This is a genomic window from Streptomyces sp. NPDC023481, assembly GCF_055560195.1.
The window spans coordinates 320269-334930 of the sequence record NZ_JBVHJE010000004.1 but is presented as its reverse complement, the minus strand read 5'-3'; the positions used below and the strand labels follow the sequence as shown (position 1 = coordinate 334930).

At 72.8% G+C, this 14662-nt stretch carries 15 protein-coding genes; 3 read left to right on the top strand and 12 right to left on the bottom strand.

Going from position 1 to position 14662, the window contains the following annotated elements; all coding sequences use genetic code 11:
• Positions 1-51: 51 nt before the first annotated feature.
• The 11 genes from hpnE to ACZ3ZD_RS11590 all read right to left on the bottom strand — a co-directional run bounded on the left by hpnE (position 52) and on the right by ACZ3ZD_RS11590 (position 11014).
• Positions 52-1479, bottom strand: a complete 1428-nt coding sequence (gene hpnE, locus ACZ3ZD_RS11640) for a hydroxysqualene dehydroxylase HpnE (protein WP_467395580.1) — start codon at positions 1477-1479, stop codon at positions 52-54.
• Entirely contained in the window at positions 1476-1739 is a 264-nt protein-coding gene (locus ACZ3ZD_RS11635; protein WP_467395579.1) for a DUF6380 family protein, read from the bottom strand. The genes hpnE and ACZ3ZD_RS11635 overlap by 4 nt, the downstream gene beginning before the upstream one ends.
• Positions 1739-2701 carry a presqualene diphosphate synthase HpnD gene (gene hpnD / locus ACZ3ZD_RS11630; RefSeq protein ID WP_467395578.1) on the bottom strand — a complete coding sequence of 321 codons (963 nt, stop codon included), beginning with the start codon at positions 2699-2701 and terminating at the stop codon, positions 1739-1741. The genes ACZ3ZD_RS11635 and hpnD overlap by 1 nt, the downstream gene beginning before the upstream one ends.
• Positions 2698-3594: a squalene synthase HpnC gene (gene hpnC, locus ACZ3ZD_RS11625; RefSeq protein WP_467395577.1), complete on the bottom strand. Its 897-nt coding sequence runs from the start codon at positions 3592-3594 to the stop codon at positions 2698-2700. The genes hpnD and hpnC overlap by 4 nt, the downstream gene beginning before the upstream one ends.
• 360 nt (positions 3595-3954) lie before the next feature.
• Positions 3955-4752 carry an ABC transporter ATP-binding protein gene (locus ACZ3ZD_RS11620; RefSeq protein ID WP_467395576.1) on the bottom strand — a complete coding sequence of 266 codons (798 nt, stop codon included), beginning with the start codon at positions 4750-4752 and terminating at the stop codon, positions 3955-3957.
• Positions 4745-5674 (bottom strand): ABC transporter permease, encoded by a 930-nt coding sequence (locus ACZ3ZD_RS11615; RefSeq protein WP_467395575.1) that lies wholly within the window; start codon positions 5672-5674, stop codon positions 4745-4747. The genes ACZ3ZD_RS11620 and ACZ3ZD_RS11615 overlap by 8 nt, the downstream gene beginning before the upstream one ends.
• An 83-nt stretch (positions 5675-5757) precedes the next feature.
• Positions 5758-6603, bottom strand: a complete 846-nt coding sequence (locus ACZ3ZD_RS11610; protein ID WP_467395823.1) for a glycosyltransferase family 2 protein — start codon at positions 6601-6603, stop codon at positions 5758-5760.
• Between the two features lie 35 nt (positions 6604-6638).
• On the bottom strand, positions 6639-7418 hold the full coding sequence (locus ACZ3ZD_RS11605) for a CDP-alcohol phosphatidyltransferase family protein (protein WP_467395574.1): 780 nt from the start codon (positions 7416-7418) through the stop codon (positions 6639-6641).
• Complete coding sequence (locus ACZ3ZD_RS11600; protein ID WP_467395573.1) at positions 7396-8457, bottom strand: iron-containing alcohol dehydrogenase family protein; 1062 nt, start codon at positions 8455-8457, stop codon at positions 7396-7398. Before ACZ3ZD_RS11600 ends, ACZ3ZD_RS11605 begins: the two co-directional genes overlap by 23 nt.
• Positions 8445-9197 (bottom strand): phosphocholine cytidylyltransferase family protein, encoded by a 753-nt coding sequence (locus ACZ3ZD_RS11595; protein WP_467395572.1) that lies wholly within the window; start codon positions 9195-9197, stop codon positions 8445-8447. Before ACZ3ZD_RS11595 ends, ACZ3ZD_RS11600 begins: the two co-directional genes overlap by 13 nt.
• Positions 9194-11014 (bottom strand): DUF5941 domain-containing protein, encoded by a 1821-nt coding sequence (locus ACZ3ZD_RS11590; RefSeq protein WP_467395571.1) that lies wholly within the window; start codon positions 11012-11014, stop codon positions 9194-9196. Before ACZ3ZD_RS11590 ends, ACZ3ZD_RS11595 begins: the two co-directional genes overlap by 4 nt.
• Positions 11015-11280: 266 nt before the next feature.
• Between ACZ3ZD_RS11590 and galE the strand changes: the two genes are divergently transcribed.
• From galE to idi, 3 genes are all read left to right on the top strand, one after another.
• Entirely contained in the window at positions 11281-12252 is a 972-nt protein-coding gene (galE, locus tag ACZ3ZD_RS11585; protein WP_467395570.1) for a UDP-glucose 4-epimerase GalE, read from the top strand.
• A gap of 134 nt (positions 12253-12386) precedes the next feature.
• Positions 12387-13328, top strand: coding sequence for a cation diffusion facilitator family transporter (locus ACZ3ZD_RS11580; protein ID WP_467395569.1), 942 nt, complete (start codon positions 12387-12389; stop codon positions 13326-13328).
• A 174-nt stretch (positions 13329-13502) separates the two neighbouring features.
• Positions 13503-14096 (top strand): isopentenyl-diphosphate Delta-isomerase, encoded by a 594-nt coding sequence (gene idi, locus ACZ3ZD_RS11575; protein WP_467395568.1) that lies wholly within the window; start codon positions 13503-13505, stop codon positions 14094-14096.
• Here the strand turns inward: idi and ACZ3ZD_RS11570 are convergent.
• On the bottom strand, positions 14062-14601 hold the full coding sequence (locus ACZ3ZD_RS11570) for an ATP-binding protein (RefSeq protein ID WP_467395821.1): 540 nt from the start codon (positions 14599-14601) through the stop codon (positions 14062-14064). The genes idi and ACZ3ZD_RS11570 overlap by 35 nt on opposite strands.
• Between the last annotated feature and the right edge of the window lie 61 nt (positions 14602-14662).

Below are 14662 nucleotides of genomic sequence, written 5' to 3'. Positions count from 1 at the left end.
CTCTTGTTGCGGTGCCGGGGGTGCGGGGGCGCGCCGCCTGCTGATCGGGCATCAGGCCGCCTCCTCGAACTCGAAGAGGTGGCGGGGACGGGGCCGGCCCAGGGCGCCGAGGGCGGCGTCGGCCGCGCTCACTCCGCTGCGGACCGCACTCTCCATGGTCGCGGGCCACCCGGTGGCGGTCCACGCTCCGGCCAGGTACAGGCCGGGGGCCTTGGTGCGGGCGCCGGGCCGCAGCCGCCCGACGCCGGGGGTGGGGGCGAACGTCGCCGTGCGCTCCCGGGTCACGAAGAAGTCCTCCACCACGGCCGCGCGCGCACCCGGGACGATCCGTTCCAGCTCGGGCAGGTAGCGCTCGCGCAGCTCGGCGACGGGGGTGTCGATCTCGTCCTGCGCGGCCGACTGCGACAGCGCGAGGTACTGGCCCGAGCGCAGCCCGGACGCGTGGGTGCGGTCGAACACCCACTGCACGGGGCTGCCGAGGGCGGCGAAGAAGGGCCGCGCGAGCACCGGGCGGTCGTAGACCACATGGACGTTGAGGATGGGCGCGGTGCCGATCTCCAGCAGCCGCTCGGGCGCGTCGAGGGCGCCGGGCGGCAGCAGGTCGTGGGCCTCGCGCTGGGGTACGGCGAGGACGACGGCGTCCGCGGTGAGCGTCTCGCCGGGAACCTGAACGCTCCAGGCCCCGTTCTCGTTGGAGGAGACGGAGGTGACGCGTGTACGGACCTCGGTACGCACGCCCGCGGAGTCGAGCGCCCTGCGGGCCAGCCGGTCGTGCAGTTCGCCCAGCGGGACGCGGGCCCAGCCGATGTCGGCCGCGCCCGGGTCGGACAGCAGACCGGTCTTGAAGACCATCGCGGCGAGCCCCAGCGAGGCGTCGCCCGCGACCGCGTTGAGGGTGGCGACGCCGACCAGGTCCCACAGGGCCTCGACGGCGCGCGCCGACTGGCCGTGCGCGGCCAGCCAGCTGCCGAAGTCCTGGGTGTCCAGGGCCGGATCGGCGAGGTCGAGCCTCTTGAGCGCGAGCGCGGCACGCCCGACGGCCGCGCGCTCGGCGAGCGAGAGGTGCGGATAGGCGGCCAGGCTGCGCCCCAGGTGGAGGGGGACGGGCAGCGGGTCGCGCCGCAGCCGGCCGAGCCGCCGTCCCTCGGACTTGGCGGCGTCGACGACGGGCACGTCCAGGCGGTCCTGCAGCGGTGCCAGCGCCGCGCCCTCGATCCGGTCGAGGAACCAGCGGTAGGCGGTGCAGCAGCGCAGGTACACGTGCTGGCCGTTGTCGACGGTCAGTTCGCCGCGCTGGAAGGAGAAGGCCAGGCCGCCGAGCCTGGGCCTGCCTTCGAGCAGGGTGACGTGGACGCCCGCGTCGGCGAGGGCGAGCGCCGCGGTGATCCCGGCGAGGCCGCCGCCGACCACGACCGCACTGCGGCCTGTGGTGCGCGGGGCGCCGGGCCGCGCCGGTGCGGGGGGTGAGCCGTCGCTCATCGTGCGTCCTTCCCTACGTGCGCGTGCGCTGCGCGGGCCGGGCGGGGAGGGGCCGCCCTTCGTCCGCGGCTTCCTCGTGGCCGGTCGTGCCCACGCGGCGGTGGCCGCAGGCCCGACAGGGCCTCGCGGCCCCCGGGGGCGCGCGTGTGCTGGTTGAACGGTGCACGCCCGGCCGTCGCAGTCAGGGACGCCACGCCGCAGGGAGGGGTTGCCTGTCGCGTGTCGTCCGCTCTGGCCGGCTCTGGCGCGGTGCGCTGCATCAGGCGCGCCTCCGGACCGAGCGCCGGGAGACCTGGCGGGTCACGTGCCGGGTGTCGAGGCCGGACAGGCCGCGCACGGCGACGTAGGCCTTCTCGTGGCCGGGCAGCGAGACCCGGCCGCGCAGCACGGCCTCCGGGTCGCGCTCGATGCGGTCCAGCAGCCGGCGGTAGATGCCGGCCATCGCGGCCACACAGGCGCCGCTGCGCCGGTCGAGCATGGGCAGCAGCCGGTAGCCCTCGGCGAACAGGGCCCGGGCGCGTCGCACTTCGAAGTGGACGAGGCCGGCGAAGTCGGAGCCCTCCGGTGCGGTCGGCCCGTGGAACCCGGCCGAGCAGCCGAACTTGGCGAGGTCGTCGGCGGGCAGGTAGGTACGGCCGCCGGCCGCGTCCTCGCGGACGTCGCGCAGGATGTTGGTGAGCTGCAGGGCGAGGCCGAGCGTGTCGGCGTACTCGGCGGCGCGTTCGGCGCCGCGGGCGCCGGGTTCGGTGCCGAACACGCCGAGCGAGAGGCGGCCGATGGCACCGGCGACACACCGGCAGTACGTCTTCAGGTCGTCCCAGGTCTCGTAGGTCTCCCCTCGTACGTCCATCTGGACGCCGTCGATAAGTTCGTCGAGGCCGCCGAGCGGGATCGGGAAGGCGTCCGCGGCGTGGCTGAGGGCGACGGCCACCGGGTCGGTGTCGTCCTCCTCGACCTCGCCCCCGCGGATCCGGGCGAGCAGCGCCCGGGTGTCCTCCAGGCGCGTCAGCTTGACCTCGTCGGCCAGGTCGCCGTCGCCGATGTCGTCCACGCGCCGGGAGAACGCGTACAGCGCCGACATGGCTCGGCGCTTGGCCGTCGGCAGCAGCCGGATGCCGTACGCGAAGTTGCGGGCCTGCTGCCCGGTCACGGCCTCGCAGTAGCTGTAGGCGGCGAGTACCGGCGCGGACACGTGCGACGGAGACTCCACGGTCCGGATCACCCCTCTCCTCGCAGGATCACGCCCGCCTCGCGCAGCAACTGGACCTTGCCGGGTCTGGGCGGGCCGGGAAGTACGTCGTACTCGGCGTCGGCGATCGCCCGGATCGCCGCCCTTCCCCCCGCCACGAACCCCGCGAGCAGCAGCTTCAGCCTTCCGTGGACGCTACCCACCAGAGGGGCGCCTTCATTCAGCAGATCGCGGGCGCGTTGTGCTTCGTATGCAACCAGGGCGCGCACCGATGCGCCCGCGGTTTTCGCGGCGAGGTCCGTTTCCCGGACGTGGAAGCGCTTCATGTCCGCGGCGGGGAGGTAGATCCGGTCGCGGCCGAGGTCCTCGGCGACGTCCTGGAGGTCTTCCACGATCTGCAGGGCCGTGCAGATCGCGTCGGACAGCCGGACCCGTTCGGGGGTGGAGGTGCCGGTGACGGCGAGGACGAGGCGGCCGACGGGGTTGGCGGACAGTTCGCAGTAGGCGAGGAGGTCGTCGTAGGTCTCGTACCGGGTGACGAGCTGGTCCTGGCGGTTGGCGGCGATCAGGCCGAGGAAGGGTTCGGGGGTGAGGGCGCGGCGGCGGACGGTGGGCTGCAGGCGGCGCAGCAGCGGGTGGTTCGGGGTGCCGCCGAAGACGCGGCGCAGGTCGGCCTCGAAGGCGTCGAGCAGGACCAGCCGGTCCGCGGCCGCGGCGGGCGACACGCCGAGCAGCCGGGCGTCCGCGCCGCCGGGGGCGAGGTCGCCGTCGCCGATGTCGTCCACGAGGCGGGCGAAGCCGTAGACGGCCATGAGGTCCTCGCGCCAGGCCCGGGGCAGGAAGAAGGGGGCCACGGGGAAGTTCTCACCCGCGGCCTTGTCCAGCGTGGCGCGTTCCAGACCGGGCGCCGTGCCGGTGGCCGTCATCGGGCGGTGCCCGGGGCCGGGACGGCACATGCTGCGCTGAGCAGGGGAGTTTCCGTAGCCATTGCCGTCACATCTCCCGTTCTACACTGCCGACCCAATACACACTATTTCGGACACGCCGCCCCGCACCGCGGGGGGCCGTCCCGTCGCAGGGTGTCGCGTGTTATCGCCCCACTTGCCGGTTTCCGGCACCGGTACAGCTTACGTTGTACAACGATGCACGGACCGTCGGGGTGTCCTGCACATCACAACAACACACCGATTGATGCCAAGATTCCTAACGCCAGGCCGAGTTGACGTTTCCTTTGCAGACGCGGGGCCCCGCCGGAGGAGGTCCGGCGGGGCCCTGGCCGAAACGCGTCACTTGCCGGTGAACTTCTCGTACTCCTTCAGGACCTCTTCGGTGGGGCCGTCCATGCGCAGTTCACCGCGTTCCAGCCACAGCACGCGGTTGCAGGTGTCGCGGATGGACTTGTTGTTGTGACTGACCAGGAAGACCGTGCCGGCCTCCTTGCGCAGTTCCCGGATGCGTTCCTCGGAGCGCTTCTGGAACTTGCGGTCGCCGGTGGCCAGCGCCTCGTCGATCATGAGGACGTCGTGGTCCTTGGCGGCCGCGATGGAGAAGCGCAGACGCGCCGCCATACCGGAGGAGTACGTGCGCATCGGCAGGGTGATGAAGTCGCCCTTCTCGTTGATGCCCGAGAAGTCGACGATGTCCTGGTAGCGCTCCTTGATCTGCTCCCGGGACATGCCCATGGCCAGACCGCCCAGGATGATGTTCCGCTCGCCCGTCAGGTCGTTCATCAGGGCCGCGTTCACGCCCAGCAGGGAGGGCTGGCCGTCGGTGAAGACCTTGCCCTTCTCCGCGGGCAGCAGGCCGGCGATGGCGCGCAGCAGGGTGGACTTGCCGGAGCCGTTGGAGCCGATCAGGCCGATGGCCTCGCCGCGGTAGGCGACGAACGACACCCCGCGCACGGCGTGCACCTTGCGCACCCCGCGCGCCGTGTCGTCGGAGCCCCGCCTGAGGATGCGGCTCAGGGCCGCGGTCGCGCTGCCCCTGCCGGTCTTGGCCCCGTTGACCCGGTAGACGATGTGCAGGTCGTCCGCGATGACCGTCGGGCGCAGGTCCCCGCCGGACTCGGTGTCCGTCTCAACCACGGCCGTACCTCTCCTCCGCCTTCCAGAAGTACACGAAACCGCCGGCGAAGGCGGCCACGGCCCAGAACAGGGCGATGACCCAGACGTGCGGCGGAAGGTTCGAGGCACCGTAGCCGTCGATCAGGGCGTAGCGCATGAGGTCCATGTAGACGGCGGCCGGGTTGACCTGGAGCAGCCGGACCGCGATCTCGGAGCGGCCCTCCATCATCTTGTTGATGGAGAACATGACACCCGAGGTGTACATCCAGGTCCGCAGGATGAACGGCATGAGCTGGGCCAGGTCGGGGGTCTTGGCGCCCATGCGGGCCACGATCAGCGCGAGCCCGGTGTTGAACAGGAACTGCAGCAGCAGGACCGGCACGATCAGCAGCCAGGACGGGCCCGGGTAGCTGCCGAAGCCGATCGCCACGACGAACATGACGATCATCGAGAAGAGCAGCTGCTGGAGCTGCTGGAGCGAGAAGGAGATCGGCAGCGAGGCGCGCGGGAAGTGCAGGGCGCGCACCAGTCCCAGGTTGCCGGAGATCGCGCGGACGCCCGACATGACCGAGCTCTGCGTGAAGGTGAACACGAACACGCCGGTGACCAGGAACGGGATGTAGACGTCCTGGGACAGGCCGCGGCTCGCGTGCAGGATCACGCCGAAGATGAAGTAGTAGACCCCCGCGTTCAGCAGCGGTGTGGCCACCTGCCAGAGCTGGCCGAGCTTGGCCTGGCTGTACTGCGCGGTCAGCTTCGCCTGGGAGAAGGCGAGGATGAAGTGGCGGCGCCCCCAGAGCTGACGGACGTACTCCACGAGCGAGGGCCGGGCGCCGCTCACGGAGAGCCCGTACCTGGCGGCCAGCGCGGCCGCCGTCAGTCCCTCGTCGGGCGACGGGGCCGCGGTCGGCGCGGCCGTGCCGTCGTGCGTGGTCTCACTCACAGGTGTGCAAACTTTCGTCTTCGTCTTCGGTTCGCGTTCGTCCTGCCGGCGCGCGGGCGCACCGGCGCACAGGGACGAGCTTGTCAGATGACCGGGGGACGGCCCAGTCGGGTGAGCCGCCACACCGTACGCCAGCGCATCGGGCGGCGCGGTCCGCAGGGCGTGGTCCAGCCTTCCCGGAAACCGCCGAACCATGCCTTCAGGGCCGGTCCCGAGGGGCGGCGGAGCAGGGTGAGCAGCAGCCAGACGCCCAGATAGACCGGGACCAGGAGGGCGGGGAGGTTGCGGCGGGCGAGCCAGACGCGGTTGCGGGCGACCATGCGGTGGTAGACCGCGTGCCGCGAGGGGGCGGTCGTCGGGTGGTACAGCACCATGTCGGACCGGTAGTCGATCATCCAGCCGGCGTCGAGTGCCCGCCAGGCCAGGTCGGTCTCCTCGTGCGCGTAGAAGAACGCGTCGGGCAGGCCCCCGACCTCGGCGAGGACGCGGGTGCGGACGGCGTTGGCGCCGCCGAGGAAGGTGGTGACACGGGAGGAGCGCATCGGGTCGGAGGCGCGCAGCCGCGGCACGTGCCGGCGCTGGGTCTCGCCGGTGTCGGGGTCGGCGATGCGGAAGCTGATGATGCCCAGCTGGGGGTCGGCGGCGAAGGCCTCGCGGCACAGCTCGGCGGTGTCGTGCCGGGCGAGCAGGCCGTCGTCGTCCAGGAAGAGCAATATGTCGACATCGCGGCCGCTGGGGCCGAAGGCCTCTATGCCGACGTTGCGCCCGCCGGGGATGCCCAGGTTCTCGGGCAGCTCTATGGTCCGCACGCCCTCGGGGACGTCCGGGACGGGCGAGCCGTTGCCGACGACGACCACCTCGACCGGGTCACCCTCCTGCCGGGCGACCGAGTCCAGCAGGGCGCGCAGCTCCTCGGGCCGGTTGCCCATCGTGATGACGACGGCGCCGACCTTCGCGGGCGCGCTCACTTCAGCCTGCTGGAGGCGAGGATGGACACCAGGTGCAGCAGGGTCTGCAGCAGGGCGATGCCCGCGAGGACGGCCGTACCGAGGCGGGTGAAGAACAGGTCGCCGCGGGCCTGGTCCACGAGCGCGAGGACCAGGATGAGCAGCGAGGCCTCGATACCGAGGATCAGCCGGTGGAACTTCAGCGCGGCGGCGGCCCGCCGGGCCAGCGCCATCCCGGAGGTGCGCATCTCGGCGGCGGTCTCCTGGACCGGCGGCTTGCCGGCCTGGTGGCGGGCGACACCGACCAGGTCCGTCTCGGCCTTGATCAGGATCGCGCCGAGCGCGGCGAGGGTGCCGAGGAACGCCCACAGCCAGTCGACGCGGCCGCCGCCCCACAGGTCGGCGGCGCGCAGGCCGAGGCCGACCAGGACGGCCGCGTCGGTCAGGTACGCGCCGACGCGGTCCAGGTAGACGCCGTTCAGCGAGTACTGCTTCTTCCAGCGGGCGATCTCGCCGTCGACGCAGTCCAGCAGCAGGTACAGCTGGACGCACACCACGCCGAGGACGGCGCCCCAGACCCCCGGCACCAGCAGTGCCGGGGCGGCGAGCACGCCGAAGACGGTCATCAGGTACGTGAGCTGGTTGGGCGTGACCCTGGTGTTGACCAGGTAGCGGTCGACCCGCAGGGACACCTCACGCATGTAGAGGCGTCCCATCCAGTGCTCACCGCTGCGCCGGTCCTTCACCCCCGCGGGGTGGACGACCGGACGGAGTTCAGCTACCGATGGCCTTGACATAGTCGGCGTAGATGTCCTTGATCTGGTTCGTCTTGAGGTCGAGGTGTTCGAGGATCGTGTAGCGGCCGGGCCGGGTCTCGGGGGCGAACGCCACCGCGCGGACGAACTCGTCCAGCGTGAAGCCGATCTCCTCCGGGAGCACCGGGAGCCCGTGCCGGCGCAGCACCTGGGCCATGTACGCCGACTCCTCGTGGGCGCCCCGCAGGTACATCGCGAAGGCCGCGCCGAGGCCGCACTGCTCGCCGTGGGCGGCGGCGCGCTTGGGGTAGAGCAGGTCGAAGGCGTGGTTGATCTCGTGGCAGGCGCCGGAGGACGGACGGGAGTCGCCCGACACGGACATGGCGATGCCGGTGAGGACCAGCGCCTCGGCGAGGACCTGGAGGAAGCCGTCGTCGCCGACTCCGCCGGGGTGCCGGAGCACCGCCTCGCCTGCCTGGCGGGCCATGGCGGCGGCCAGTCCGTCGATCTTCTCGCCGTTGACCCGGGCCGCCAGCTCCCAGTCCGCGACCGCGGAGATGTTGGAGATGGCGTCGCCGATGCCGGAGCGGACGAACCGGACGGGCGCCTCGCGGATCACGTCGAGGTCGATGATGACCGCGATCGGGTTGGGCACGCCGTACGAGCCGCGGCCCGCGTCGTTGTCGAGGGTGGCGACCGGGGAGCACAGGCCGTCGTGGGCGAGGTTGGTGGCGACCGCGACCAGCGGCAGGCCGACCCGGGCCGCCGCGAACTTGGCGCAGTCGATGATCTTGCCGCCGCCGAGGCCGACGACCGCGTCGTAGCGGCCGCCCTTTATGTCGCCGGCCAGCCGCACCGCGTCGTCGATGGTGCCGCCGTCGACCTCGTACCAGCTGGCGCCGGGCAGTGTGGGGGCGATCCGTTCGCGCAGCCGGGCGCCGGAGCCGCCGCTGACGGCGATGGCCAGGCGGCCCGAGGTCGAGATGCGCTCGTCGGCGAGGACCCCGCCGAGGTCGTCGAGGGCACCCGGGCGGATGTCCACGACGACCGGCGAGGGGATGAGCCGGGTCAGTACTGGCACGCGATCTCCCGTCCACGGGCGAGATCGTCGTGGTTGTCGATCTCGACCCACTTGACGTCGCCGATCGGCGCAACGTCGATGCGGAAGCCCCGGTTGACGAGTTCCTGGTAGCCGTGCTCGTAGAACTGCTGCGGGTCGGTCTCCCAGACCGTCTTCAGCGCGTCGGCCAGCTCGGGGGCGGCGTCGCCCTCGATGAGGGTGACGCCGATGTACTCGCCGGTGGCCTCGGCCGGGTCCATCAGCTTGGTGATCTTCGTCATGCCCTTGTCGGGGTCGACGACGACCTTCATCTCCTCGTCGGCGAGGTCCTTGACGGTGTCCAGGGCCAGGATGATGCGCCGGCCCTCACCGCGCGCGGCGAGCAGGGTCTTCTCGACGGAGACCGGGTGGACGGTGTCGCCGTTGGCGAGGATCACGCCGTCCTTGAGGGCGTCACGGCCGCACCACAGGGAGTAGGCGTTGTTCCACTCCTCGGCCTTGTCGTTGTCGATGAGGGTGAGCTTGAGGCCGTACTTGGCCTCCAGGGCCGCCTTGCGCTCGTAGACGGCCTCCTTGCGGTAGCCGACGATGACCGCGACCTCGGTCAGCCCGATCTCGGCGAAGTTGCCGAGGGTCAGGTCCAGCACCGTGATCGAGTCCTCTATGCCCGCGGGCCCCACCGGCACCAGCGCCTTGGGCAGGCTGTCGGTGTACGGGCGCAGACGCCGTCCGGCGCCGGCCGCGAGCACGAGGCCGATCATGCGGTTTCTCCTTCGTCGTGTACAGCGGGCGCCCCGGCGGACACCCAGAAGCGGATGCTCTCGACGAGCACCACCAGGGCGACGGCCACGGCGAGGACCGTGAGCGCGGCCTTGAACTGCGCGGCGGTGAGCAGCGCGGCGAGGACGGTGACGAGCAGCGTCCGCCCCTCGTGCCCCCCGATGGCGCGCACCAGCCGGGCCGGCGGCGCTCCGGCGTTGCCGCGGATGCGGTACACCGTGTCGTAGTGATGGTAGGCGACGGCCGCCACCAGGCCGAAAGCCGCAGGAAGCGCCCCGTTCACCCCGGCCTTGGCGGCCAGGGCGAGGACCGTGCCGTACTCGGCGGCCCGGAAGAAGGGCGGGACCAGCCAGTCGAGGGCGCCCTTGAGGGGGCGGGCGACGGCGAGGGCCGAGGTGAGGACGTACACGGCGGCGCCGGCGACCGGCAGCGGGCCACCGAAGTCCGTGAGGGCCGAGGCCGCGGTGACGGCGGCGGCGCCGAGCAGGGCGACGGCGGGTACGGCGATCCCGGGCAGCCCCCGGCCGGCCAGGCGCCGCAGGGCCGCGGCGAGCGGTCCGGAGTCGGCGAGGTCGGCGAGGGCCTGGGCCGCCCGATCGGTCCGCCGCGCCTTGCGGGTCAGGGAGCGCAGCACCCGGCCCGCGGTGGTGTAGGTCGCGGCGAAGGCGCAGCCGGCGAGGAGGACGTAGAAGGTGATCCGCGGGGTGGTGGCCGCGGTGAGGACCGCGATCATCGCCCAGCGCTCGCCGATCGGCAGGACGATCATGCGGCGCAGCCAGACCGTCCAGCCGACGCTGTCGAGCTTGTCGGAGAGGGCGGCGGTGGGGCTGGTGTTGGCGGTGGCGTCGTGGTTGGCCTCGTTGAAGGAGAAGTCGACCACGTGCCGGCAGGTCTGCAGGATCATCGCGCCGAGGGCGAGGGCCCACACGTCGTCGCCGCCGCGGGCCGCGCCGAGCGCGAGGCCGGCGTAGTAGGCGTACTCCTTGGCCCGGTCGAAGGTGGCGTCGAGCCAGGCGCCGAGGGTGGAGTACTTCAGCGCGTAGCGGGCGAGCTGGCCGTCGGTGCAGTCCAGGACGAAGGAGGCGATCAGCAGCACACCGGCCGCGATGAAACCGGCGCGGGTGCCGGTCGCCGCGCAGCCCGCCGCTATCAGCGCGGTGAGCAGCGACGCCGTGGTGACCTGGTTCGGGGTCAGGCCGCGGCGGGCGCACCAGCGGGCGAGGTAGCGGGAGTACGGGCTGATGAAGAACGTGGTGAAGAAGCCGTCGCGGGACTTCACGGCCGACTTCAGGCGTACGGCCTCGTCGTCGACGGCGGCCACGGCCTGCCGGGCCTCGTTGCGGGCCTGCGGGTCGGCCGGGACGGTGGCGACCAGGCTGCCCAGCTCGGGCCGGTGCACCGCGCCGCCGTCGGCGTCGAGCGCGGTGGCGACGCGGTCGGCGAGGCTGTCCACGGCGAGCGCGGGGGCGCCGCCGGACCCGGTGGTGCCGTCGTCGGCGGAGGTCTCGCGGGCCAGGGCGCGGGTGAGCGCCTGCCGGGCGGCGGGCTGGGCGGTGACGGCGCCGGGCACGGCGGCGAGGGGGAAGCGCGGGTCGGTCAGGCCGAGGCGCAGCGCGTGCGGGTGGCCGACGAAGCGGGCGTCGACCAGGGCCACGCGCCGGTCGGCCGGTACGGCGGCGAGCAGGGACTCCGTCCCGGCGGCGTCGGCCGCCACCCGCACCTCGAAGCCGAGGGACCGCAGATCGTGCTCCAGGGTCGATCCGGGGACCGGCTGACCGGTGACGATGGCGGTCGGCAACCGAACTCACTCCCTGGGTGCCGGCGCGCGGGCGCCGGTCGTCTGCGTGGTGGGGCGCCCCTGCCTGCGGCACCCGGGCGGCATGTCGGCAGAGGCTATCGGATGGGCCGGAGCCCGTGTTCACCGGCCGTTCACGGCCCGGCCCCCGGGGAGCTGCCCCGGCCTCTGCCGCGATCATCATCGGGGATCGGGGGCCCGGCCCACAAACCGGTGGGGCAGACCCGGGCAACCGGGACACCGGGCGGCTCGGCATAGGGTGGTCGACCATGACGTGGCTGATCACCGGCGGAGCCGGATACATCGGGGCGCATGTGGCACGGGCCATGACGGGCGCCGGGGAGAACGTCGTGGCACTGGACGACCTGTCGGCCGCCGTGCCCGCGCGGCTGCCGGCCGAGGTGCCGCTGGTCCGGGGCTCGACGCTGGACGGGGACCTGCTCAAGCGGGTCTGCGCGGAGTACGGCGTGACGGGCGTGGTCCATCTCGCGGCACGCAAGCAGGTCGCGGAGTCGGTGGCGCAGCCCACCCGCTACTACCGGGAGAACGTGGGCGGCCTGGCCACCCTGCTGGACGCGGTCGCCGAGGCGGGCGTCGGCCGGCTGCTGTTCTCCTCGTCGGCGGCCGTGTACGGCAACCCGGACGTGGACCTGATCACCGAGGACACCCCGTGCGCGCCGGTGAACCCGTACGGCGAGACCAAGCTGGCCGGGGAGTGGCTGGTGCGGGCGGCGGGCCGGGCGCACGGCATCTCCACGGTCTGTCTGCGCTATTTCAACGTGGCGGGCGCGGCGGCGCCGGAGCTGGCGGACACGGGCGTGTTCAACATCGTGCCGATGGTCTTCGACCGGCTCACCCGCGGCGAGGCCCCGCGCGTCTTCGGCGACGACTACCCGACCCCGGACGGCACCTGCGTCCGGGACTACATCCATGTCGCCGACCTCGCGGAGGCCCATCTGGCGGCGGCGCGGCGGCTGGACGCCGGCGGCCTGTCCGGCGATCTGACGCTGAACATCGGCCGGGGCGAGGGCGTCTCGGTGCGCGAGCTGATCACGGTCGTCGGGGAGGTCACCGGGGACCGCCGGGCGCCCGTGGTGGAGGCCCGCCGTCCCGGTGACGCGCCGCGCGCGGTGGCTTCGGCCGAGCGGGCCGCCGAGGCGCTGGGCTGGCGGGCCCGGCGCGGGGTGCGGGAGATGGTCGAGTCGGCGTGGGCGGGCTGGCGGCTGCACCACGGCCAGTGAGCCGGACCAGCCGTGACCTGCGGAACGTTTCCGCAGGTCACGGCACATGACAACGGTGTTCAGTGCCGCGTTGCCCCATACCCCTACCCCGTAGTTCACTGGGCCTTCGGGCAGGCACACGGAAGGCGGTAGTCATGGGGGCAGGGCACGACCACGGGCACGCGCACTCCCACGCGCCGGCCCCGGGTACGGCCACGGCCGCGTACCGGGGACGGCTGCGGATCGCGCTCGGCATCACGCTCACCGTGATGGTGGTCGAGATCGTCGGTGGCCTGGTCGCGGACTCGCTCGCGCTGATCGCGGACGCGGCCCACATGGCGACCGACGCGGTGGGCCTCGGCATGGCGCTGGTCGCCGTGCACTTCGCGAACCGCCCGGCGAGCGCCAACCGCACCTTCGGCTACGCCCGCGCCGAGATCCTCGCGGCCCTGGCCAACTGTCTGCTGCTGCTCGGGGTCGGCGGATACGTGCTGTACGAGGCGGTCCAGCGGTTCGTGGAACCCGCGCCGACCCGGGGCGGCCTGATGGTCGTGTTCGGCCTCATCGGCCTGGTCGCGAACTCCGTCTCGCTGGTCCTGCTGATGCGCGGCCAGAAGGAGAGCCTGAACGTGCGCGGCGCCTTCCTCGAGGTGGCCGCGGACGCGCTGGGCTCGGTGGCGGTGCTGATCTCGGCGGCGGTGATCCTGACCACCGGCTGGCAGGCCGCGGACCCGGTCGCCTCGCTGGTCATCGGGCTGATGATCGTGCCGCGGACGCTGAGGCTGCTGCGCGAGACGCTGGACGTGCTGCTGGAGGCGGCCCCCAAGGGCGTCGACATGGCGGAGGTCCGGGCGCACATCCTGGCGCTGGACGGCGTGGAGGACGTACACGACCTGCACGCCTGGACGATCACCTCGGGCATGCCGGTGCTGTCGGCGCACGTGGTGGTCAGCTCCGAGGCACTGAACGCCATCGGGCACGAGAAGATGCTGCACGAGCTGCAGGGCTGCATCGGCCACCACTTCGACGTGGAGCACTGCACCTTCCAGCTGGAGCCGGGCGGCCACGCGGAGCACGAAGCGCGGCTGTGCCACTGACCGTACGCACTCCCGTTCGGCGCGTCCCCGGACGGTTCCCCCGGGTGGTCGCCGGGCACGATGAGCTACCGGGTCCGACTCCCGGTGCCGCGCCGCGCGCGGACCGTGGACGTGCCGGGAGTGCCGGATTCGTACGGCAGACTTGGGGTGCGAAGACCGAGGCGAAGGATGGGTATGCCGATCACACCTGCCACCGCGACGCACAGCTCGTCGGAGGGCACCGCAGAGCCGATTTTGCTGGAACTGGTCGACGAGAAGGGTGTGACGACCGGCACGGCGGAGAAGCTCGCCGCCCACCAGCCGCCCGGGCAGCTGCACCGGGCGTTCTCGGTGTTCCTCTTCGACGAGCAGGGCAGGCTGCTGCTCCAGCAGCGGGCGCTCGGCAAGTACCACTCCCCCGGTGTGTGGTCCAACACCTGCTGCGGCCACCCGTACCCGGGTGAGGCGCCGTTCGCGGCGGCGGCCCGGCGCACGCACGAGGAGCTGGGTGTGTCGCCGTCGCTGCTCGCGGAGGCCGGCACGGTCCGGTACAACCACCCGGACCCCGCCTCGGGTCTGGTGGAGCAGGAGTTCAACCACCTGTTCGTCGGCCTGGTGCAGGCGCCGCTCGGACCGGACCCCGAGGAGGTCGCCCAGACCGCCTTCGTGACGGCGGCCGAGCTGGCCGAGCGGCATGCCGCGGACCCGTTCTCGGCCTGGTTCATGACCGTCCTGGACGCGGCCCGCCCGGCGATCAGGGAACTGACGGGCCCGTCCGCGGGCTGGTAGGCGCCGGCTGGAGCGGGGCCGCGGGCTTGAGCGGGAGGGCGGCCCAGATCACCTTGCCGCCGCTCGCGGTGTGCTCCACGTCGACCACCCCGCCCGCCTCCCGGGCCACCTCGCGCACCAGGAGCAGTCCCCTGCCGCCGGTCTGGCCGTGGTCGGCCTCCAGGGCGGTGGGGCGGTAGGGGTGGTTGTCCTCCACCGACACCCGCACCCACTCGGCTCCGACGGCCACCTCCACGGCGAGCACCGGCGACAGCAGCGCCGCGTGCCGTACCGCGTTGGTGACCAGCTCGGAGACGATCAGCAGCAGGCCGTGCACCAGGTCGTCGGAGACCGGCACCCCCTGGCGCAGCAGCAGGTCCCGCACCGCGTGCCGGGCCTGCGGGACCGAGGCGTCCACCGCGGCCGCGGTGAACCGCCAGACACCTTCGTACGGCAGGGGGTCCGGCGGCCGCCCGGCGCCGCCCCCCGCTGGGCCCGGGCCGTCCCCGCGCCCCTGGTCGTCCATCGTCCGGTCGCCACCCTCGCGCTCGATTGTCACCACACGTCGAGTGTTGGGAACGATGCGC

Excerpts from the sequence above, each read along its gene's own strand:
- ACZ3ZD_RS11605 (WP_467395574.1), bottom strand. The coding sequence starts at position 7,418 with ATGTCAAGGCCATCGGTAGCTGAACTCCGTCCGGTCGTCCACCCCGCG.
- galE (WP_467395570.1), top strand. The coding sequence starts at position 11,281 with ATGACGTGGCTGATCACCGGCGGAGCCGGATACATCGGGGCGCATGTG.
- ACZ3ZD_RS11595 (WP_467395572.1), bottom strand. The coding sequence starts at position 9,197 with ATGATCGGCCTCGTGCTCGCGGCCGGCGCCGGACGGCGTCTGCGCCCG.
- hpnC (WP_467395577.1), bottom strand. The coding sequence starts at position 3,594 with ATGACGGCCACCGGCACGGCGCCCGGTCTGGAACGCGCCACGCTGGAC.
- ACZ3ZD_RS11635 (WP_467395579.1), bottom strand. The coding sequence starts at position 1,739 with ATGCAGCGCACCGCGCCAGAGCCGGCCAGAGCGGACGACACGCGACAG.
- idi (WP_467395568.1), top strand. The coding sequence starts at position 13,503 with ATGCCGATCACACCTGCCACCGCGACGCACAGCTCGTCGGAGGGCACC.
- ACZ3ZD_RS11580 (WP_467395569.1), top strand. The coding sequence starts at position 12,387 with ATGGGGGCAGGGCACGACCACGGGCACGCGCACTCCCACGCGCCGGCC.
- ACZ3ZD_RS11570 (WP_467395821.1), bottom strand. The coding sequence starts at position 14,601 with ATGGACGACCAGGGGCGCGGGGACGGCCCGGGCCCAGCGGGGGGCGGC.
- hpnE (WP_467395580.1), bottom strand. The coding sequence starts at position 1,479 with ATGAGCGACGGCTCACCCCCCGCACCGGCGCGGCCCGGCGCCCCGCGC.
- ACZ3ZD_RS11610 (WP_467395823.1), bottom strand. The coding sequence starts at position 6,603 with ATGGGCAACCGGCCCGAGGAGCTGCGCGCCCTGCTGGACTCGGTCGCC.